This window comes from Arthrobacter sp. NPDC058127 (assembly GCF_042884555.1).
In the GTDB taxonomy this organism is placed as follows: Bacteria; Actinomycetota; Actinomycetes; order Actinomycetales; family Micrococcaceae; genus Arthrobacter.
This window is the reverse complement of sequence record NZ_JBHVTT010000016.1, coordinates 11,988-32,851: the sequence shown is the minus strand read 5'-3', so window position 1 is coordinate 32,851 and position 20,864 is coordinate 11,988. Positions and strand designations below refer to the sequence as shown.

General features: G+C 62.5%; 13 protein-coding genes. 5 read left to right on the top strand and 8 right to left on the bottom strand.

The annotated features are described in order from the left end of the window. Nucleotides 1–5 precede the first annotated feature (5 nt). The 8 genes from hutH to ACFVTG_RS18275 all read right to left on the bottom strand — a co-directional run bounded on the left by hutH (nucleotide 6) and on the right by ACFVTG_RS18275 (nucleotide 13,602). Entirely contained in the window at nucleotides 6–1,643 is a 1,638-nt protein-coding gene (gene hutH, locus ACFVTG_RS18310; protein WP_390282295.1) for a histidine ammonia-lyase, read from the bottom strand. An 89-nt stretch (nucleotides 1,644–1,732) separates the two neighbouring features. Next, nucleotides 1,733–2,644 (bottom strand): ABC transporter substrate-binding protein, encoded by a 912-nt coding sequence (locus ACFVTG_RS18305; protein WP_390282293.1) that lies wholly within the window; start codon nucleotides 2,642–2,644, stop codon nucleotides 1,733–1,735. Nucleotides 2,645–2,696: 52 nt separating this feature from the next. Further along, on the bottom strand, nucleotides 2,697–3,821 hold the full coding sequence (locus ACFVTG_RS18300) for a DUF917 family protein (protein WP_390282292.1): 1,125 nt from the start codon (nucleotides 3,819–3,821) through the stop codon (nucleotides 2,697–2,699). Nucleotides 3,822–3,901: 80 nt separating this feature from the next. Next, a complete protein-coding gene (gene hutU, locus ACFVTG_RS18295; protein ID WP_390282291.1) occupies nucleotides 3,902–5,653 on the bottom strand; it encodes a urocanate hydratase in 1,752 nt (583 codons plus the stop codon). Then, nucleotides 5,646–6,440: an IclR family transcriptional regulator gene (locus ACFVTG_RS18290; protein ID WP_390282289.1), complete on the bottom strand. Its 795-nt coding sequence runs from the start codon at nucleotides 6,438–6,440 to the stop codon at nucleotides 5,646–5,648. Before ACFVTG_RS18290 ends, hutU begins: the two co-directional genes overlap by 8 nt. A gap of 10 nt (nucleotides 6,441–6,450) precedes the next feature. Beyond that, nucleotides 6,451–7,863, bottom strand: a complete 1,413-nt coding sequence (locus ACFVTG_RS18285; RefSeq protein ID WP_390282288.1) for a dihydroorotase family protein — start codon at nucleotides 7,861–7,863, stop codon at nucleotides 6,451–6,453. A gap of 640 nt (nucleotides 7,864–8,503) precedes the next feature. Then, complete coding sequence (locus tag ACFVTG_RS18280; RefSeq protein WP_390282287.1) at nucleotides 8,504–11,206, bottom strand: glycoside hydrolase family 97 catalytic domain-containing protein; 2,703 nt, start codon at nucleotides 11,204–11,206, stop codon at nucleotides 8,504–8,506. 233 nt (nucleotides 11,207–11,439) lie between these two features. After that, entirely contained in the window at nucleotides 11,440–13,602 is a 2,163-nt protein-coding gene (locus ACFVTG_RS18275) for an alpha-galactosidase (RefSeq protein ID WP_390282286.1), read from the bottom strand. A 211-nt stretch (nucleotides 13,603–13,813) separates the two neighbouring features. Between ACFVTG_RS18275 and ACFVTG_RS18270 the strand changes: the two genes are divergently transcribed. The 5 genes from ACFVTG_RS18270 to ACFVTG_RS18250 all read left to right on the top strand — a co-directional run bounded on the left by ACFVTG_RS18270 (nucleotide 13,814) and on the right by ACFVTG_RS18250 (nucleotide 20,605). Beyond that, complete coding sequence (locus tag ACFVTG_RS18270; RefSeq protein WP_390282285.1) at nucleotides 13,814–16,303, top strand: glycoside hydrolase family 97 catalytic domain-containing protein; 2,490 nt, start codon at nucleotides 13,814–13,816, stop codon at nucleotides 16,301–16,303. Between the two features lie 73 nt (nucleotides 16,304–16,376). Continuing rightward, nucleotides 16,377–17,627, top strand: coding sequence for an ABC transporter substrate-binding protein (locus ACFVTG_RS18265; protein ID WP_390282284.1), 1,251 nt, complete (start codon nucleotides 16,377–16,379; stop codon nucleotides 17,625–17,627). Next, the gene (locus ACFVTG_RS18260; protein WP_390282283.1) at nucleotides 17,624–18,544 is read left to right on the top strand and encodes a carbohydrate ABC transporter permease; all 921 of its coding nucleotides are present in this window, start codon (nucleotides 17,624–17,626) and stop codon (nucleotides 18,542–18,544) included. Before ACFVTG_RS18265 ends, ACFVTG_RS18260 begins: the two co-directional genes overlap by 4 nt. Continuing rightward, entirely contained in the window at nucleotides 18,537–19,427 is an 891-nt protein-coding gene (locus ACFVTG_RS18255; RefSeq protein WP_390282282.1) for a carbohydrate ABC transporter permease, read from the top strand. The genes ACFVTG_RS18260 and ACFVTG_RS18255 overlap by 8 nt, the downstream gene beginning before the upstream one ends. After that, a complete protein-coding gene (locus tag ACFVTG_RS18250; protein WP_390282281.1) occupies nucleotides 19,424–20,605 on the top strand; it encodes an ROK family protein in 1,182 nt (393 codons plus the stop codon). The genes ACFVTG_RS18255 and ACFVTG_RS18250 overlap by 4 nt, the downstream gene beginning before the upstream one ends. Nucleotides 20,606–20,864: the final 259 nt, after the last annotated feature.

The window sequence follows — 20,864 nt, the reverse complement described above, 5'->3', positions numbered from 1 at the left end:
CGTGGCTATAGCTGGGGGTCGTGTTCGAAGCCGGAAAGCGGTGAAGGCATGGGAGCCGGCACGATCTGGCGGAGTTCACTGCCCAGATGGGTCAGCGAGGTACGGATGGCGTCCACCACCTGGTCGGTGGTTGTGGCTCCGCCGAGATCGCCCACCGTGACGGCTATCTGCTCACGGACGCGTTCGAGCTGGTTTCCGAGCCGTCGGGGTACCGACGACGGGTGTGCTGCCTGCTCGTGGTCCAGCACTTCTACTGCCATGAGGGCTTCAATGGCATGGAGTTGCTCGAGCGCATCGAGAGCATCGGCGGTGTACCGGTTGGCCGTGTAGGCCTGGGAATTGTGGTCCTCGACGCCGTCCCCGACGGTAGTGCCCATGACTGTGACGGGGTTCGCTTTGTGTTTGATGCGGGCCGTCAGGGCTGATGCGGTGTTGGCGATGATGACGGGGGCGAGGAACCCGGTGCGGGTCTTGGCGGCGCGGATGTGGTCAACGAGGGGCAGCCCGGAGCGGACCTGCTGAACGAGTATGGAGATGCGTCGCTCGGCCATGATGGCCATGTGGGCGATCGTGAGCCGGACCGACTCCAGTGCGATTGCCAACCCGAGAACGGAGAAGTTTCCGTTGGACAGGATTTGCCGGCCCTCCCTCACGACAAGCGGGTTCTCCGAAGGCGAGTTGAGTTCGATGAGCAGGACGTTCTCAAGAGCCCGGACGTGTTCAAGGAACACTCCGTGCACCTGCGGGATCGTCCGGATCGACAAGGGATCTTGAAGGGACTGGACCGGCACCGTCCCGACGGCCAGATCGCCGCCGTCGAGCGCGTTACGGATGCGGGCGGCTGAGCGGATCTGGCCCGGCAGCGGTCGGGCGTTGATCACGGTCTCCGAAAAAGGGGAGAGATTAGCGGAGAGGGCTTCCAATGTGAGCGCGGCGACGAGATCCGCCGTGAACCCGGCGGTCTCGAGCCGTTGGTGCAAGAGCGCGGAGAGGCCCAGGGACGCGGAGTTTGCCCCGACGAGCGCCAGTCCGTCTTTGGCTTGAAGCCGAATCGGGTCCAGGGATGCCTCCCGGAGCGCATCGGCGCCGGGGACCATGGTGCATCCGTTCGCGGTGAACGCCCGGCCTTTGCCGATCAGGACGGCGCCGATGGACGCCAACTGGGCAAGGTCTGCTGATCCGACCGAGCCGTGTGAGGGGATCACAGGGATGACATTGTGCTCCAGCAGCGCGATCAGACCATCGAACACATCACGGGACGCTCCGGAGCCACCGCGGGCCATCACCGCGATTCGGGCGAAAATCACGGCACGAGCCTCTTCGGGGCTCAGCGGCTTGCCGACCGCGGCAGCATGGGAGGCAATGATGAATTCTTGGAAGTCTCCGAGCAGTTCAGTTGGAATCACCTGGTCACGTGCGGGCCCCAGTCCGCGGTTTACGCCGTATGCGGCAGTGTCTAGCTTGATGATCTGGTCAATGACAGCCCTGGCATCCGCCAGCCGGGTGTAGGTCGAGATTGCGGCCCGGACACTGGCCTCGCCGCGGGCCACGGCCGCGACGTCCAGCGTTGAGACTGGTGCGTCGTCAAGTTCGACGACACTGATTTCGGGGTCGTGCAACTGGGGCTCCTGCGTCAGGTACAAGTGGTGATTCCTTCGTTCTCGCTGCGCGTACGGGATGATGTTGGGTGGGAACGGGCCAGATCGTTGCTGTACCGCTTCCCACGCCGGCCCTAGTTCAGGAGGCCCTTATCCTTTAGCCAGGCTTTGGAGACGGCGGCAGGCTCCTTCTTCGCGTCTCCTGATACTTGGTCGTTGAGCTGGGTCAGCGCTTCAGTGCTTAGCTGTGCTGAAACTGCGTCGAGAACCTTTTGAATATCATCAGTCGATTTGCCCGCGTTGATGACCGGAAGCACATTCCCGGCAGCGAAGTTGTTTTGGGGATCTTTCAGCACAACCAGGTTGTTGGCGACGATCGCGGGGGTCGTCGTGTAGATGTCCGCGGCGGTCACGGTGCCGTCGAGGAGGGACGAGACGGTTTTGGGGCCGCCGCCGTCGGCGATCGCAACGAACTTGCTCGGCTGGAGGCCGTACTTGGCCTTGAGGCCGGGCAGTCCTGCAGCCCGTTCCTGGAACTCGGCGTTGGCGCCGAAGGTCAATTCGGAGTTGTGCTTGGCGAGGTCCTCGATTGAGCTGAGGTTCCATTTCCTGGCAGTCTCGCTGGTCACGACGACGGAGTCCTTGTCCTCAGCTTTCGCCGGCGAGTACATCTTCAGACCTTTGCTCTTCAATGCCTCGGAAAGTGCGCCGTTGATCTGCTCGGAGGACGTTGCCGTGGTGGAAGGATCAAGGTACTGCAGGAGGTTTCCGGTGTAGTCCGGAATGACGTCGATCGAACCGTCCCGCACTGCAGGAACGTAGGCTTCCCTCGATCCGATGTTGAACTTTTCCGTGACGGTGTAACCCTTTGCACGAAGAGCCTCGGCATAGAGGCTTGCGACAATTTTCGACTCGGTGAAGTTTGCGGAGCCGACGACGATGGTGCCTTTGCTACCGGTGCTTCCTTGGCCGCCGGAACAGCCGGTCAGGACAAGGGCGGCGGCACCAAGTGCCGCGACGGTGGTCAGGATACGGGAAATGGGCATAGTGTCTCCTCGGAGGATGTCAGGTGGTGACGAGCAAGGTTGGGGGACTGTGTCAGGACGAGAGAGCGGCGGTGGTTGAAGCCTGGTTGGTGGGCAGGTAGCGGAGGAACTCAATACCCATCAGCTCCTCGCATTCGGCCAGTGAGACCGGGTCCACCGCGGAGGAAGCCAACGGAAGTGACGTGGCGTCGGCAACGACAAGGACGACCTCGAAGCCGCCCTCCTTGGCGTCCTTGACGGCCAGGGGGAGCCCTGTGTCGGCGTGAAGGATCGCGATGGTGTCAGGGTAGGTTGCGATCCGTTGCCCGCTGGACTCTACGGCCATGTATTCATTGAGGTAGGGGACGGTGTGTTCGCCGATCCGGAAGGTACCGTGGTCCCACCCGCCGTGAGTGTCGGTCGGAACTTCATGCCGGAGGATTCCGCGGGCTATGACTCGTCCTTCGATGCGTTCGAGTACGGACTGGACTACCGCCTCGCCGCGTGCAGCGCCGGGGTGGTTCTCCGCGGCGGCTTCCATGTCGGCGCCGAGGTCAAGGGCGAGGGAAATGGCGCCCAGGGCGGCATGGTTCTTGACCCAGTCGAGTTCGACGACGTTGCGTGCCGAGGCGATGAACCCTCCGGTGCGTACGGAGATGTCCCGGAGGACGTCGTCGCACGTGGTGACCAGGCCGGTGTTAACCGAAAGGAAGTGCCCGTGGAGTTCCCTGTTGCCTCCGGAAACGACCTGGGTTGTGGTGTAACCCGGGCGCGTTGTCAGGCCGAGGGATCCGAGTTTCCCGGTGGGGTGTGCACGGACGTCCCCTGCGGCGTCAAGAACTTTGACCCCGAGCACGGAGGACTGGATCCATCCGTTGAGAGTTGTGGAGTAGCCGTTCTGGCCGGTCATGACCGCGGAGATGGGATGCTCGGACACGTCCATGAGGGCTTTGAGTGCGTGCACGTAGTCAACGGGCCGGATCTCCCAGTTCTTGGCCGCAGGGGCGCCGATGGCAGCGACGGTAGCGATCCAGGCGTCCTCCGGGAGTTCATCGACGCCGGCCAGCACGGGACGGTTGAGGCTGGTCGCCGTGGTGCCCATGAGGACTCCGTGGTGTTGCCAGCCGCCGCCTCCGCAGGCAAAGACTCCGCCGCCGAGTACGGCATGGCGGGCGTCATCCGCTGTTAGCTCTCGCATGTTGTGTAAGTCCTTTCGTTGTTCGTGCAATCGTCGGAGTGTCCGGAGACCACCGGGCTGCCGGGCCGGACGTTCCGTCCCTACTGTCTGGTGGAGAACCACTCGACCGGTGCAAGACCGGTTTCGCCTCTGCCGGCCACAGAGGACCGGGCTTCCTCGTAGCCTGCAATCGCATGCCGAAGCACTCCAAGCCCGGAGTCGCCGTCGAGGGCAAGGACGAGGCGGCGTGCCGTTTCGGTGCGTCCGTCGGCGACGATCGAGACTCCCACCGACTGCATCCAGCCGGCGTAACCCCCTCCTCCGGAGTGAATGGCCACCAGGTCCGCGCCGGCGGAGGCGAGAACCATTGCGTCCAGCAGCGGCCAGTCGGTTACTCCGTCGGATCCATCCCGCATCCCCTCGGTTCCGATGCGGGGATGCGTCATTGAGGCGGAATCGAGATGGTCACGGGAGAAGAGGACGGGCGCGGAGAGTTCGCCGCAAGCCACAAGCTCATTGACGCGGACCGCGAGGGCGGACCTTTCACCGTGTCCGAGCCAGCATGACCGGGCCGGAAGGCCCTGTTGGGCAACGTGTTTGCGGGCAAGTTCGGTCCACTCGGCAATTTCCGGGCGGTCCGGGAACATGCCTGCGACCTCGTGGTCGATGCGGTCCAGGTCCTTCGGATCCCCGGAGAGCGCTACCCACCGGAACGGTCCGATGCCGCGGGCGAAAAGCGGTCGAAGATATGCTTCCATGAACCCGGGAATCGAGAGGATCCGCTGTTCAGTGCCTTCGCGGGTCGGGTTGCCGGGGTTGACGTCATCGAGGGCTGCGATCGCTTGAACACGCAGGTTGTTTCCGTTCTCAAAGACAACGGACCCGCCGTCTTTCATGAGGAGCATGGCGTCGACTTGCCGGGCGATCGATGCGCGGGCATCGTGTTCGACCCGGGCCGGGTCGACGTCGCGGACGCTCTCCCATTGACTTAGGGAATATCCGCTCGGCAGGTAGCCGTAGCGGACGTCATGCGCGGCCGTCTGATCGGTGACGATGTCCGGCACAATTCCCCGCGCCGCGATCTCGGCAAAGACGTCGCAGGCGTTGCCGAGCAGGCCGACGGCGACCGGTCCTTCCGTGGCTTCAGATCTGACGTGCTCCAGCGCGTCATCCAGTGTCGCCGAGATCACGTCGAGCCCGCCGGCGGAAACGAGTTTGGCAATCTTGGCGGGGTCGGCTTCCACTGTGAGGGACGACAGGCCGAGCATGGAGGCGCTGATTGGCTGCGATGAACCCATCCCACCCATCCCTGCCGTGAGCATCCATCTGCCACGAAGTGATTCCCTGTCCCGTCCGCCGAAATCCTTCTCGGCGATGACCCGGAGAAGTTCGTAAGTGCCTGCAAGCACTCCCTGGCGGCCGATGTACTGCCACGCGGCGGCGGTCAAACCGCCCCACATGGTCTGGCCCGCGGCATAGCGTTCGTAGAAGATCTCCGGTGTTGCCCACCGGCCGACCGTGTTGTTGACGGCCGAAAGGACCATTGGCGCGTCAGTCCGTGTGGGCAGGGTCCCGACCGGGACGCCGGTCTGCAGAACCAGGGTGCGGTCCTCGTCCAGATCCAGCAGTGCCTGAGCGATGCGGGCCGCGGCGTCCCAGTCCCGGGCGGCCTTGCCGAGCGCTGCGTAAACAACGAGCTGGGATGGGTTTTCCCCGACTTCCAGGACGTTTTCGAACATGCGAAGGAGGCCTTCGGTCCGCCAGTTTTTCGCACGGAGTTGCGTCCCGCGGCTGGCGGCTATCGGCTTCGCGCCTTTCGCGAGAATCGGCGACAGATGGGTCGCGTCAGACATATTCTTCTCCTTCTGAGGTCCAGGCGTTGTCCGCGCCGGCACGGGCAAGACTCGCTGCGAGTTCCTCGCCGGCGGTGCGGAGGGATTCGAGCAGGTGCTCGGTGTCGGTCACGGTCACGGCTTCCCCCACAAGGGATAAGGCACAGAGGCACTTCCCTGAGACCATGACGGGGATTCCTACTGCTCCCATCCCGGGAGTGAGTTCTCCAAAGGAAAGGGAGTATCTGTTACGCCGGATCAACGGAAGCTCCCGCCGGGTCGTTTCTGGGACCGGGGTCGCCGAAGTGAAGCGTTTGTAGGGGCCCTGCATCACGGATTCGACGACGTCAGCGGGTGCGAACGCCAGAAGGGGCGTCACGCTGGCGCCGGCGTAGAGCGGATGGACCTGCCCGCGCTGGAGACTGATCCGGTGCCGGGGGTGTGCGATCGCAGCGTCCAGGCAGACTCCGACGGTGTGGATCCGTACGGTCAAAAGGGCGGACAGCCCGGTTTCCCTGTTGAGGCGGCGTAGGAGCGGCGCCGCGAAATCCACGAGGTGATGGGAGGACTCCTGTTTGTTCAGGAGTTTCTCGCCCGGGATGACGATGCCTTCTGCACGGATCAGGAAGCCGCCTTCGACCAGCGGAGCCACGTACCGGTACAGGGTCGAGAGAGGCAGCCCCAGTTGCTCGCCGAGCAGGGCGACCCGGATTGGCCCGGTCTCCTGGACGTGGCTGAGGATCCTCAGGCCCTGGTTGAGCGAGGTCATTCCCGCGCGGGATGGTTCGTGCCGTGTGTGTCGTGTCATACGAACAGTTCTAGTACGAACCGACAAGATGGCCCCGCCCTTCGGTTCCGGTGAGGCCCGACCCGGCTCGCCACACCGTTTCGCCCCGCGAAAGCGTGAGACTGACATGGCCGCCTGGCTTTGAACCGTTGTAGGGTGACCAGCCGGCATTGGAATGCAACGCCGAGCCGTCGATAGCGTAAGAGGGATCCGGCGTGAACACGGCGATGTCGGCGTCCTTTCCCACTTCCAGGCTCCCCTTGCTGCGGTCCAGGCCGAACCGGCGGGCCGGGCCGATTGTCAGGGCATCGACAGCCTGGTTGAAGGCCCGTTCGCCGCGTAACAATGCCTGGCCCAGGGTCGTTGCCACCAGGGTTTCCACTCCGGGTACACCGGAATGGTTGTCGAGGATCCGCTGGTGGTCCTTCATCTCCACCGGCCACGGTGCGTGGTCGCTGGAAATGACGGTGACTGCACCCGCGTCGATGCGGTGCCAGAGGCCCTCCCGGTCCTTCCCCTCACGCAGCGGCGGATTGATCTTGAGCCGGCCGCGGTGGGCGTCCAGATCGTGGCGGGTGAACGTGAGGTAATGCGGGCATGTCTCAAGGCTGATGTCAGCCCCCTGGCCCTGGTACCAGGACACCAGATCAATGCTTCGTGGAAGGGAAAGGTGGCACAGGTGAAGGGCGTTGCCCGTCATCGCGGCGATTTCCATCGCTGTCAGCACCCCCAGGGTCTCCGAGACCGGGGGGCGGCTTCGCGTGTGGGCATGAACGTCGTCCGGATGGGCGCCGGCCTCTTCAAGGAGCAGTGCCTTGACGATTTCGTTGTTCTCCACGTGCGCGCAAAGGGTCCGGCCTGTTCCACCGACGGCCTTCATGACGTTCAGCAGCTCGCGGTCATCGATCCTCGGGAATCGGGCCGGGTCTGTGTCGAACAAGCTGACTTTGAACCCGACGGCTCCTTCCGAGACGAGGGCCTCCGCTTTCCGCCAGCCGCCGTTCGGTGCGAGCGTGCCCAGGAGGGCGACGTCGATGAGCGCTTCATCCTGGATGAGGTCCTGCTTGGCACGGATCCGATCGACGGAGTTGATCGGGCCTCGTCCGTCGAAGGGCATCTCGACGATCGTCGTCACGCCACCGGCTGCCGCTGCTCGGGTTGAGGCGCGTACGCCCTCGCCGACATGTGAGAGGGAATGCACATGTGCATCGACAGCGCCTGGCAGAACGTAGGAGTTTCCCACCTCGATCCGCTTTGCCGCTGTTGCTGGTGCGTTTGCGCTGTCGAAGACGGCTGCTACCTTGCCGTCGGAGATCCAGATTTCCCCGGGTGTCCAGACGCCTTGTCTCCGGATCTTTCCGGAGACAACAAGGTCAGGATGCATCTGGGTGGCGGTCGAGGAACTGAACTGCTCGGGCTGATCGGGTGACGTGGCAAGATCCATGCGTCAAGTAGAAATTAGGGGCTCCAAGGCCGGATAGCCGTCTCCCGTAGATTGGGAATATGGGAGTGGGAATATGTCGCGGAGATGTCAGATCCGCTTCCGGAGGGGCTTGCCGGGCAGGTCGGATTGAGCGAGGGGCCCGGCCGATCCGACGGCGCATCCGGAGACGGGAGCGGGGCGTTCTGTCTTGCAGGAGCAGGAGATTGACGCCGGGCTCGTATCTCGTTGACCCGGGAGTCATGCATCTGCATCAGCCGGCTCCGGACTGGATGGAAGTGGGAGTCAGTGGCTGGCGGGTCTCACCGGTGGAGCGCTTCGGTTCCAAGCGTGGGGACTACCAGTCCTGTCGCTCGATTGTTTGTCCATAAGGCACCTCGGGGCTTACTTGGATTGTGAATCGATGGGCGTCCTTTCTGATAACGAGGATCCCGGAAGATGGGTCGGCGTGCTGCTGGGCAGTTCGCACGGCCCGGTCGAGTTCGGCGTCCATTGAGGATCTGGTGAGGATGCAAAGGTCCTCGGAGTAGTGTCCTGTGTCCTGTCGCATTTCTGTCCTTGGTGGGGGGGTTGGTGGAGTAATCCGATGATGGGTGTGGGATGGAACGGCCCCCGAAGCGGTTGAGCTCCGGGGCCCGGTTCCTTATTGGCGGACGAGGATCCTGTCGATGTCGGGGCTGTAGCCGCCGGCTGAGTCGAAGGTGATCGTGTTGTTACCGGCTGTGAGCGGCAGGTAGATGGTCTTTGTGCTCACGTCGTTCCAGGTGGCAGTGGTGGGGAATGTGACTGTTTGCGCCGTTCCCCCGTTTACTGAGACCTTTACCGTCCGGGTTGAGGCAGAGGCGTAGCGGATTTCCACGGTGGTGGATCCGGAAGCCTGGGCGGATACGGCGTTGAAGCTCAGGGTTGATGCTCCGTAGAGGTTTCCCACTTTGCCGCCGGAGCATTCAGTGCCTGTACAGGATTCGACGCTCGCGTTCCCGGTGCGGGTGGCAGCCTCGGCCTCATACGGGCGCTTGACGATGATCCGGTCGATGTCCGGGGCGTATCCGGTGGGGTTGCCGATGGTGATGGTGTTTGCGCCGGCGGCAAGGTTTACGTTCACGTCGACGTCCCGGACGATGTCCCATCCACTGGGTTCGCCGTTGTTGCCTTTGCCTGACCGCGGCGGAGATATGGTCTGGGGTGTCCCACCATTGACGGATACGGTAAATGAGCGGGGGTCAGCTGACAGGTATCCAATTCGGAGGATGCGTGCTCCTGCGGAAGCGGCCTGGACGTTGTTGAACGTGATTGACCCTGAGTTGCCGAGGTTTCCGACTTTGGTGCCGCTCGAGCAGCCTGGGCAGTTGGCTGTTGAGGCTCCGCCGCTGAGGGTGTTGGTCGATGATTCCGCTTCAAGAACTCTATCTGCGGAGCCATTGAACTGAAGTGGGGTTTGGCTGATGTGAACGGAAGCCCCGCCATGGGTTCGCAGCGGGATGGCCAAAGTGTCGGACGATGTGACTGTGCGCGTTTCGGTGGCGATCGTCTGGTCCGTTGCGCCGTCCTTGAAGATGGTCGCAGTGTAGGACCCCGAGCCGAGAAACGTTAGTGGAATCGATGTTGTCCGTGCTGAGTCGCTGATCGCTCCGATGTACCAATCCTGCCCGGATCGGCGTGCGAAGGACGCATAGTTGCCGGGGAATCCTTCGACCAGCCGGCTTTCGTCCCACACGGTGGGCACGGCACGGAGGAAGTGCCGGCCGACCCAGGTCTCGTAGGCGGCATTTGAATCGGCGAGGTGTGACATCGCCGAAGTGAACACGACGCTGAGGGCGAGCTGGTGCGATTGGGTGGTCAGGAGAGAGGAGTTGGAGAAGATGACGGGGGTGTAGTCCATGCCCCCCGTGACGTTGCGGGTGAACGGGTAGGTCGCATCGTCGGCGGCGGTCGGCGGGCGCCCATACTTGTATTGTTCGCTGCCGAGGATCGCTTCGGAGGTGATGATCTGGGGATAGGTGCGGTTCTCTCCGGAGGGCTTTGTTGAACCGTGGTAGTTGACCAGGAGTTTTGCCTTGGCGGCTCCGCTGGAGATGCGGTCATACAAGGCAACGGTGTCTGCCCTGTCGCTTTGCATGAAGTCGATCTTCAGCCCGGCCACGCCTTGGTTGGCCAGGCTCTGCAGCAGGGAGTCAACAGCTGCCTGGTTCATGTAGGTCCCGTCAGGGTTGGTGAAATCGCCCTTGTTCTTCCAGATGAAGATGCCGACGCCGTGCTTTTTTGCATAGGAGGTGATGGTGGGGATATCCGTGGCGTTGTAGCAGCAGTCAACGGTCACGTACTGCATGCCCAGCTCTTCGGCCGAGTCGATGTACTGCTCCTGCGACAGGACCATGTTGTCGCCTTGGTCTGCGTGTTCCTCGTTGGACCACCAGGACCACAGCGCCTTGCCGGGGTTGATCCAGGATGTGTCGGTACCTTGCGAGGGAGCGGGGTTCAGATCGGTGAACCGTGAGGTGTTCGTGACTGTCCCCAAGGATGATCCGTTCACCAGGACCCGCCAGGGCGTGGAAAAGGACCCGCTGGTGGGGACGGATGTGCCGGCCTGGGAAGTGTCGAAGACATTGTCGTCCGGGCCGGGCAGTTGGGCTTTGAGGGTGCTGTTGCCGTTGCCTTGGGCATCGAGGCGGATGGCAGGGTAACTTCCGCCGTTATACACGGCGGCCTCCGAGATGAGCAGCCAGGAGGCGTTGTTCCGCAGGCTGGCCAACAGGGGCATCCCGAACTTTTGGGTGCCCATTGACGCTGCGGAGACGTAGGGGTAACGGTCCTCATAGTCCCGTGCTGAACGGTAGTTACTTGCCCAAACGCCCGTAGACGAGGGCAAAGCGAAGGTAGTGCTCTCCTGGGTGATGGACGTATTTCCAACGCCGGAGACGACGTAGCGGAAAGCGACTCCGTCGTTCTGGGCCCGGGCGATGATCTGCAGCTGCGCGGAGCCTTTGGTGTAGGTCAGCGTCATCTGGTTGGCGTTGGAGTTGACGGTTCCGTTGAAGTGTTCCACGAGATCGTAGGACTGCTGCACGGCGGTGGTTGTCTCGCTGCTGAATGTCAGGCCGTTGGAAAGATCCGCCGCGGCGGTGACAATTCCCAGGCTCGAGGGGTCAAGAGTTGCTTGCCCTCCTTGGTTGACGCTGTACGTCAAGGAACCGTCAGGTTGTTCCTGGACGGTAAGGGCAGTGTTCGAATCCGGTGAGGTGACGGTGTGGCTCGTAAGCGCAAACGCCGGGGGCGAGGTAGCCGCGAGGCCACCTCCTGCTAGGAGCGTTATTCCGAGGGTAAGCGCGGTGATTCTGGATTTCACGTTCCTCCTTAGAGAGGGCGACGCGTCCGTGCGTCGTCCTGCGGTATTCAACCCCCTTTAATTTACACCGTCAAGTATTTCCCGGAGGTTCCGGAAAGGACCGATAGGTGCTGCGTGCACGCCGGTGGAGCGCGCTGGGCCGGGGTGAGCCATGCCGGGGGAGCGGTGAATTCTGCTGTGGCGTGGGTTCCCGGCCCTGGCGCGTGCGACGCGGCAGGGCCGGGAGCCGGCGGCTAGTCGGATGCGGCTGTGACTTCGATGAGGATGGTGTTGCCCGGATTCAGGGTCGGCAGTGGCACTCCGATCTCCGTGAGCAGCAGACCTGGCAGGCGGACGGTTGCTCGGTTGGCCGGAAACCATGCGGGGTCCTGGATCAGGTGCCTGCTGGCGGCGCCGATTTCGTCCCGGACTCGGAGCTGGTAGTCCGTTGATACATCCAGACCTGGGAGGCGGACGCGTGGGCTGTGGGCAGTGGAGCTTGTCTCGGTTCTGGTCCAAGCGAACACTGCGTGCGCCTGGTCCGCTGAGACAACGCCTGTCATTGAAGTGCCCGCGTCGGTGCCATCGGCGTGGACGGTGGTTCCGGCGTGCAGCAGCGGGCGCAGTTCCTTGTAAAGATCAGCCCAGGAGCGGATCGCGGAAAGTTCCTCAGCTGAGCAGGAGGTGATGTCCCATTCAATGCCAGCATGGCCGAACAGGGCTGTTGCAAGGCGGAACGGCAGTGTGGTGGTGCGGTGGGTGGTGTGGGCTTCTGCGGGTCCGACATGGCTGCCGATGAGCTCGGGAGGCAGAAGGAGCCCTGTCCACTGCTGGATCATTTGCCGCTCGTGCGGGTCGTTCGTGTCCGAGGGCCAGACGCGCTGGGTGTGGGACAGGATGCCCAGGTCAATGCGCGCGCCGCCGCTGGCGCAGGACTCAATTTCGAGGGCGGGGTGTTTGGAGCGCAGGGCGTCCATCAGGCGGTAGACGGCCGTGGTTTGGGCGTGAACGTTGAAGGAACCTGTCGACCGGTCGGTGGCCCCGTGCAGGTCGCGGTTATGGTCCCATTTAATGAAATCGATCTCGTATTTGGCGACGAGTTCGTCCATGCGGCCGAGCAGGTACTGCCAGGCGTCCTCCTCCGCGACGTTCAGGACGTGCTGGTTGCGCCACCCAAGAGCTGCCCGGGGGTCGCCGAGTATCCAGTGTGGATGCCGGCGGGCCAGGTCGGAGTCCAGGTTAACCATTTCGGGTTCAAACCACAGGCCGAACTCCATGCCCAGTCCGTGCACGTGGTTGGAGAGTTTGGACAGTCCTTCCGGCCACACCTGCGCGTCGACGAACCAGTCGCCAAGTCCGGCGGTGTCGTCCCTCCGGCCCCTGAACCAGCCGTCGTCCAGGACGAAGCGTTCGACCCCAAGGGAGGCGGCCTGCGTTGCCAGGTCGCTGAGACGGTCCAGGTCGTGGTCGAAGTAGACGGCCTCCCACGTGTTCAACACCAGGGGGCGGTCAGAGGCGGGGTGGGACGGCAGGCTCCGGGCGTAGTTGTGGAACCTGCGGGCCACTCCATCGGTTCCTTCGTCCGACCAGGCAAACAACACTTCCGGTGAGGAGTAGCTGGATCCCGGGGCCAAGCTGATTTCTCCTGGTTCGAGTAGTTCGCCGCCACCGATCAGTGTCGTCAGGGTCCCCGCGCCTTCGGGAAGCCGCTCCGTGATTTGTTCCTGATTACCGCTCCAAGCGATGTGGCTGGCCCACACTTCCCCGCCCCGGAAAGAGAACCCTGGTGTGCCCAGGACGCTGACGAAGGGAGCGTCGTGGCCGGGCCTGCCGCGACGGGAGGCCCGAAGTCGGGTCCCGTCCGTGACCGCCGACCTTTGGGGCCGGCGTTCACCGCTCCAGCGGCCGGTGAAATCAAGGATTTCACTGGCCCGCTGGGGGACCGGCATCAGGACGCGCAAGGCGGCGATATCCAGGCGTGCGGTGGGGCCCTCCGGCGGGTTGTTGACCGATGTCCTTGCCCGGAGAATTCCGGAGTCCAGCAACTCGTAGGAGCACTCAATGGTGATTCCCAGATCCGGGTCCCGAAGCGCAAACGTCGCTGACGTACCGTCTGAGCTGGCGTCCTCGAGGGTGAGGACCGCTCCGGCTGCGCCGTCCGAGTGATAGGCCAGACCGGGAGTACCCGACCAGCCCTGGAAGCCGGTGGGTGCTATCGACACATTCCGCGGAGTGTCGAAAGAGCTGTTGAGGACTGCTGGGTTGGAAGTCCAGACCAGGCCCTCGCGGATCGCATCGCCCTCCGGCACCGCGCGCCCCCAGTGGATGATGCGGGGCAAGCCTCCGTCGGGGATGGCGAAAACGGCGCTGACCCCGGCGGCGGTGAGGAAGATGGATCTTTCGGTTGTTGTCTGCATTGCGGTTCCTTTGTTGCGTGATGTGGATCCCAATAATTACTTGACGCTGTGAAGTAATCATGGCTAAGCTCGTCCCATACCGCAAGCCGCTTCTCAGGGCCGCCGGGGAAGTCGAGGTCAACGTGGATCACTTCACGCACTCCCGCACCCTTCGGACCGCACGAGCTGGCCCCGGTCTTAATATCCTTCCCCCATCACGGAGCCGATACGCATGCCGCTGCCCCCAGCCCCCACGTCATCACGAGTCCTGGCATCGACAACAGGACCCATCGAAGCGCAGATCCACGCCACCGACAAGGGCATCTTCCTCACCGTCGACCGGGAAGGGAACCGTGTCATCGATGCCATCGAGATCGGCACCACCTTCAACGGACGCCGCGTGGGGCCGGCGTCTTCGGTCCTTGCCGCCAAACGCCAATCAGTCAACGAAACGTACCGGAAGTACGCCGGCAAGGTCGTCGGCGACCGGACGGTCCGGCACCAGGAACTGGACATCACGTTCCAATCCGAGGACGGCACGATCTGGGGACTGATTCTTCGCACAGCTGCCGATGGCATTGCCTTCCGCTACCGGGCACCGGAGACGTCGAAGAGCATCGAACTGGGGACCGAGGCCACCACGGTGCCTCTCGACCCGACAGGCAAGGCGTGGCTTCTTGAGTACCAGACGTGGTACGAGACACCCCGCTTCGGCGTGGATACGCCGGAGCTGGTCCCCGGAGAGTACGGCTTCCCTGCGTTGGTGAGCACTCCGGTGGAAGAAACGTTTATTCTTTACAGCGAATCGGACATCAACGGCGCCAGCTCCGGAGCGCACCTGAAATACGATACCGGTGCTGCATTCAGCGTTGTCACGGCCGATGATCCGATCCTCGTGGACGGCGGCCACCTGACGCCGTGGAGGGTCGCCATCATCGGGACACTTCCAGAGATCGTCGCGTCCGAACTTGTTGACGATCTGGCCCCGGAACCCGATCGGGAGGCTGCGGTGCCCACCCGTCCCGGTCGGGCAGCGTGGTCCTGGTGGTCCAGCCAGTACTCCGGCGCCTACTTCGGGGAGCAGAAACGCTTCGTTGACTACGCGGCCGAGCAAGGCTGGGAGCACGTGCTGGTTGACTGTGGCTGGGATGCCGCGTGGATGCCCGAACTCGTCGCCTATGCAAGCTGCCGCGGAATCCAGATCCACGTCTGGAGTTCCTGGTCAGACCTCGACGGCGCCGAGGCATTGGAGAAGCTCACGCTGTGGCGGTCCTGGGGTGTTGCCGGTATCAAGGTCGACTTCATGGAATCCGAATCCCAGGAACGTTACCAGTGGTATGACGCCATCATCGCCAAGACCGCTGACCTTGGTCTGATGGTGAACTTCCATGGCTCCGTGATTCCCCGGGGCTGGGCGAAGAGCCACCCGCACGTAGTCAGCTACGAAGGCATCCGCGGCGCCGAGTACTACGTTTTCTACGGAAACCCGCTGACCGCAGCCCACAACGTCATCCAGCCCTTCACCCGCAACGTCGTCGGCTCCATGGACTACACCCCGGTGACCTTCAGTGCACCGGACAGGGAAACCAGTGACGGGCACGAACTTGCCCTCTCCGTCGCGTACGAGTCGGGGATTACCCACTTCGCTGACGAACCTGAGGAATACCGCAAAAGGCCGCTGGCCAACAGATTCCTCGCCGAAATCGCCCCGAGCTGGGATGAAGTACGCCTCCTGTCCGGGCATCCGGACACCGACGCCATCATCGCCCGGCGACAGGGAAGGCGCTGGTTCATCGGAGCCATAAGCAGCGGCGAAGCCCGCACCCTGACCGTCGACGTATCAACCCTCGTAGAGGGACCCTACGTAGGATGGATCGTGGCAGATGCCCGCCAAGACACCAGGGAAGGACTCCTGGAGCGTCACATTGACTCGGACCTCACCCCCGGCCCGATCAGCATCCCCGTTGCCGAAAACGGAGGATTCGGAGCGATCATCGCCCCGGTCGGGGAAGCGCTGTTCCAGGCCACTACTCGTCAGATCAACGACCCGCCGGCCCTGTCCCCGCAGATCGGAACCCTGAAAGACAATCTATCTGCTGTGGTGTTCACCGACCTCTATGCAAAGCTGAGGGCTGCCCCCGGGTGGACGGTCACGCATCTCGGTGGCGGGCGCTGGTCGGTCCAGGCTCCCACCGACGTCGAGCCCGGCGCCCTCTGCGTGGTCACCGCCGAACGCCCCGACGGTGACGGGGTCGCCGTGGTTTCCCACGCCAGGGTCTTCGCCCCATACCGGCAGGGAAAGTATCAGTTGTCGGCGCTTCCCTTCCTGACCGCCCAGAACGACGTTGGCCCCGTGGAACGCAATGAATCCAACGGGGGCGGAGACCCCCGGGACGGAAACACGATCACGGTGGCAGGCACGCAATACCCCACCGGTATCGGTGTCAGCGACACTTCCACCGTCAGCTTCCATCTCGGCGGCCAGATTGCCCGTTTCGCCGGAGCCGTGGGAATCGACGACGAGACCCCGCAGGGATCAGCGTCAGCCCTGATCGTATTGGACGGTACCCCCGTCCGAACGTTCAGCCTCAGGGCTGGAGATCCCGCAGAGTCCTTCGACCTCGTCACCGGCAACGCGATCGTCCTGGAACTGCGCACCCTCCCGGACCCTGATGGGGAAACCGCGCACGTCGACTGGATTGACCCCACGATCACCCACTGACACGGCCTGCACCCAACCGGGCTAAACGACAAACCATCCGGTCAGCATCGACCGGATCTATGAAAGGAACTCTATGAAAAGGTGGCTAGCGGCTACGACAGCGGCGGTCGCAATGGCAGCTGCGTTGACAGGCTGTTCGACCCAAAGTAGTACTTCCCCCGGGGAGAAAGTACATCTGACCTACGGCGTGTGGTCCCAGAAGGAGACCATGCAAAAACTCGTCGACGAGTTTGAGGCAAAGAACCCCAACATCGAAATCGAACTTCAAGTGAACCCTTGGACTGACTACTGGACGAAACTTCAGGTCGGCGCGCAGGGCGGAACGGCTCCTGACGCGTTCTGGATGCTGGGAACCAACTTCCACGTTTACGCCGCCAACGACCAACTGCTCCCACTCGATGATGCGATCAAGTCAGCCAACATCGACATGGGCGTCTACCCCAAACCCCTCGTTGACCTCTTCAAATATAAAGGCCACCAATACGGGTTGCCCAAGGACTTCGACACCGTCGGCCTCTGGTACAACAAGGAGCTCTTTGACGCCGCCGGTGTCGCCTATCCGACCGACCAGTGGACCTGGAAGGACGTCCAGGCCGCAGCAGCGAAGCTGACCAACCCAGCGAACGGAACCTTCGGCATCGCCGCGCCCCTGAACCGTCAGGAAGGCTTCTACAACACAATCGCCCAGGCCGGCGGAAATGTCATCTCCGATGACGGAAAGAAATCCGGCTACGACGATCCGAAAACCCAAGCCGGCCTCCAGTACTGGGTGGACTTCATCAAGAACGGCTACTCGCCCTCCCTGAAGCAGTTTGCCGATACCGAAGCCGTCGCCCAGTTTGAGAACGGCAAAGTGGCCATGTACTACGGTGGCTCTTTCTACGCCCAGCGATTCCACGAAAACGCCGGCTTGAAGTCCAAGGTGGATGTCACCTCGCTGCCCAAGGGGGAGAAGAAGGCGACCATCATCAACGGCATCCAGAACGTGGGTTACAGCAAGTCCAAGCACCCCGAAGAGCTGAAGAAGTTCCTGTTGTTCCTCGGAAGCGAAGAGGCCGCCAAGACCCAAGCATCAACCGGAGCTGTCATCCCCGCATACAAGGACACCCAGCAGGGATGGATCGACGCGATGCCCGAATTCCACCTTAAGTCCTTCATCGACCAGGTCCCGGACGCAGTAGTCTATCCTGTCTCGGCTAACACGCCGGTATGGAACCAACTGGAAGACAAGCTCCTGACACCCGCCTGGGAGCAGACCCAAACCGTGCAGAACGCCGCCAAGGAACTGGCCCAGGACATGAATCAGGCACTGAATAAAGAATGATCACCGCCATAGCTGGGCGGGGCGCCAACAAGCGCCCCGCCCGCGCCCAACGTAAGACAGCCTTGGTCGGGTTGGCGTTTATCGCGCCCGCCCTGATCGGGCTTACCGCCCTGTATCTGGTTCCCCTTGCCAACACGCTGCTGATCAGCCTGTCCAAAACCGGCCCCTTCGGGGGAGGGACATTCACGGGCCTGGACAACTATGCGACCCTCGCCGAGAGCCCCGAGTTCCTGCAAGCCCTGGGACACAGCCTGATCTACACGCTGATCGTTCTTCTGGGCATCCCTGCATCGGTCATTGTCGCGACGCTGATCAACAGCGTCAAAAGGGGCCAAAACGTCTACCGGGTCCTGTACTTCATCCCGGTGGTGACGCTCCCCGTCGCGGTGGGCATGGTGTGGAGGTACATCTACAACGGGGACTTCGGCCTTCTGAACCAGTTGCTCTCCACCATCGGCATCGTTGGTCCCAGCTGGGTGGCCGATCCCGACGTTGCCATCTATGCAGTCGCCATTGTCGGTATTTGGATGAGCCTGGGAACGAACATCATAATTCTTGGGGCCGGGCTGCAAAACATGCCCAAGGAACTCCTCGAAGCCTCCGAACTGGACGGCGCGGGCCCGATCAAGCAGTTCTTCCACGTCACCCTGCCGTTGCTGTCCCCGAGCATCTTCTTCGTCTCGGTCCTGTCGGTCATCTCCTCACTGCAGATGTTCGATTTGATCTATGTCATGATCGGCCGAAGCTCCCCGGCTCTGGAAGGTTCGAGGACGATCGTGTACCTCTTCTATCAAAAATCCTTCGTGGAATACGACCGAGGACTCGGCGCCGCGATCGCCATCGTCCTATTGATGCTTATTGTGGTGGCCACTGCCATCCAGTTCCGACTTCAGCGCAGATGGGTTTTCTATGGGTGACATTCAGCTCCTTTCCAAGCACTCGACCTCCAAAAGGGCCGTGCCAGGGCCGGTGCCACCCCGGGGGCGAAGCGGTGCCCGCTGGGCAGCCCACCTGGCTCTGATCGTTGGGGCGGCCATCATGGTCATCCCCTTCATCTGGCAGCTTGTGACCACCTTCAAAACAATCGCCGAGTCCCGTGCCGTCCCACCCACGCTCCTGCCCGATGCCCTGAACTGGGATAGCTACACCCGCTTCTTCAGCTCATTGCCTCTGGACGGCATGTTTCTGACCTCTCTCGGGGCCCTCCTCATCCGGGTTCTGGGTCAACTCGTCATCTGCTCGCTGGCCGCCTACGGGTTCGCGAGATTCGCCTTCCCCGGCCGTAATATCCTCTTCGGACTGTTCCTGCTCATGCTCATGGCACCAAGCCAGCTTTTTCTGATTGCCCAGTTCGACCTCATGAAAGACCTGGGGCTGTTGAACACCCTCCCGGCCATCGCCTTGCCCGGGCTGTTTTCGGCCTTCGGGACCTTCCTGATGCGGCAGGCCTTCCTGGGTATCCCCAAAGAGTTTGAGGAAGCAGCCCGCCTCGACGGCGCCAACTCATGGCAGATTTTCTGGCGGGTCATGCTCCCCATGACTGGTCCAACGCTGGCCGCCCTGACCATCCTGACTTCGCTGTACTCTTGGAATGACCTACTGTGGCCACTAATAGTCACCTCTTCAAAGGACACCATGACACTGCCTGTTGGCCTGGCCACGTTGCAGGGACAATACGCCACCGACTACCCAACGCTCATGGCAGGATCCCTCTTGGTTTCGCTGCCTCTGATCGCAGTATTCGTCGCCCTGCAGCGTCAGTTCTTTGCCGGCATCTCATCGAGCGGACTCAAAGGATGATTGAACTCGAACGAATCCCGGTAACGTCCCCTGCCGGTGTCTCTGTCTTCCAGAAAATCCTCACCCACGGGCCAATCGCACGAATCGACGTTGCCCGAAGTACCGGTCTTTCCCAAGCCGCCGTAACGAAAGCGGTAACACCGTTGGTGGACGGTGGATTCGTCGTACACGCTACCCAGGGTGCCGACCGCGTGGAGACCCCGGGCCGCCCGGTGAGCCCACTGGTCGTCGCCAACAACCGCGCCCATGTCATCGGCGTCAAAGTCACCGCCGAAACCGTATACGCGACACTGACCGACCTGTCGGCTCAACGGATCGCTTCCACGACCCGCAGCACCCGGTCAGCCAACGTGGACGACGTGCTCGGCGCGGTGCAGTCCGCGGTAGCCGACCTGCAGCAGACGACGCCGCACTACGCCATCACCGGACTGGGTATCTCGGTATCAGGCGATGTCGATACACACAACGGAATCGTCCGGCACTCCGCGCTCATGGGTTGGCGGAACATCAAACTCCGGGACCTGCTCGAGGACCGCCTGCAACTTGCGGTCGTGGTCGAAAACGATGTCCGGGCGTTCACCGTTGCCGAACAAATGTTTGGCCTGGGGGCGGACGCCTCCTCGTTCGCTGTCGTCACCATCGGCGAAGGAATCGGCTGCGGTATCTTCACAAACGGGGACATCGTCGAGGGAGCCCACGGAGTCTCAGGCGAAATCGGCCACCTTCCGCTCGCCCCGCGAAACCTGATCTGCAGCTGCGGTCGCCGCGGATGCGTAGAAACCATCGCCTCATCGACGTCAATCATCGAACGGATCCGAAAATCCACAGGCGACAAAGGCCTGAGCCTTCAGGAGGCCATTGACCTGGCCCACGCCGGTGACCACAAGGCACGGGAGGCATTCGAAGAAGCAGGCCATGTCATAGGCGCCGCCCTGTCAGCCCTCGTAAACCTCCTTGGCCCCGAACTTGTCATCATCGCCGGCGAGGGCGTAGCAGAATACGACCTGTACGAAGCCAGGATCCGGAGAACTTTCCAGGAACACGCCTTCGGAGCGGCCCTGGATTGCCAGATCGTCGTCCAGTCACACACCTTCGATGACTGGGCCCGCGGCGCCGCCGTCACAGTCATCCGTGAAATCGCACGCGGAGACAAAAAAATGCGCACCCCAGCCTCCTAACCCCTGCTGTCTGACCCGACCTGCTTAAGGCGCCCGGCGCGCAAAAACGCCTGCGACTTCGCTCACCAGAGAGAGCCTGCCGAGTGACCGCCCGAGGGCGCATTCCTTGATGGGTGCGCCCGCCAACGCCTCTAAGGAGCCCAATGGACAGGCATTCTGAGGAGAATAGGATCTGCTCCCGGAGCAAGATCCTGTTAGCCCTATCATGGATCCTCGACTGCTTCAGGTACGCACTGCAACTGAAGAGATCAGCCAAACA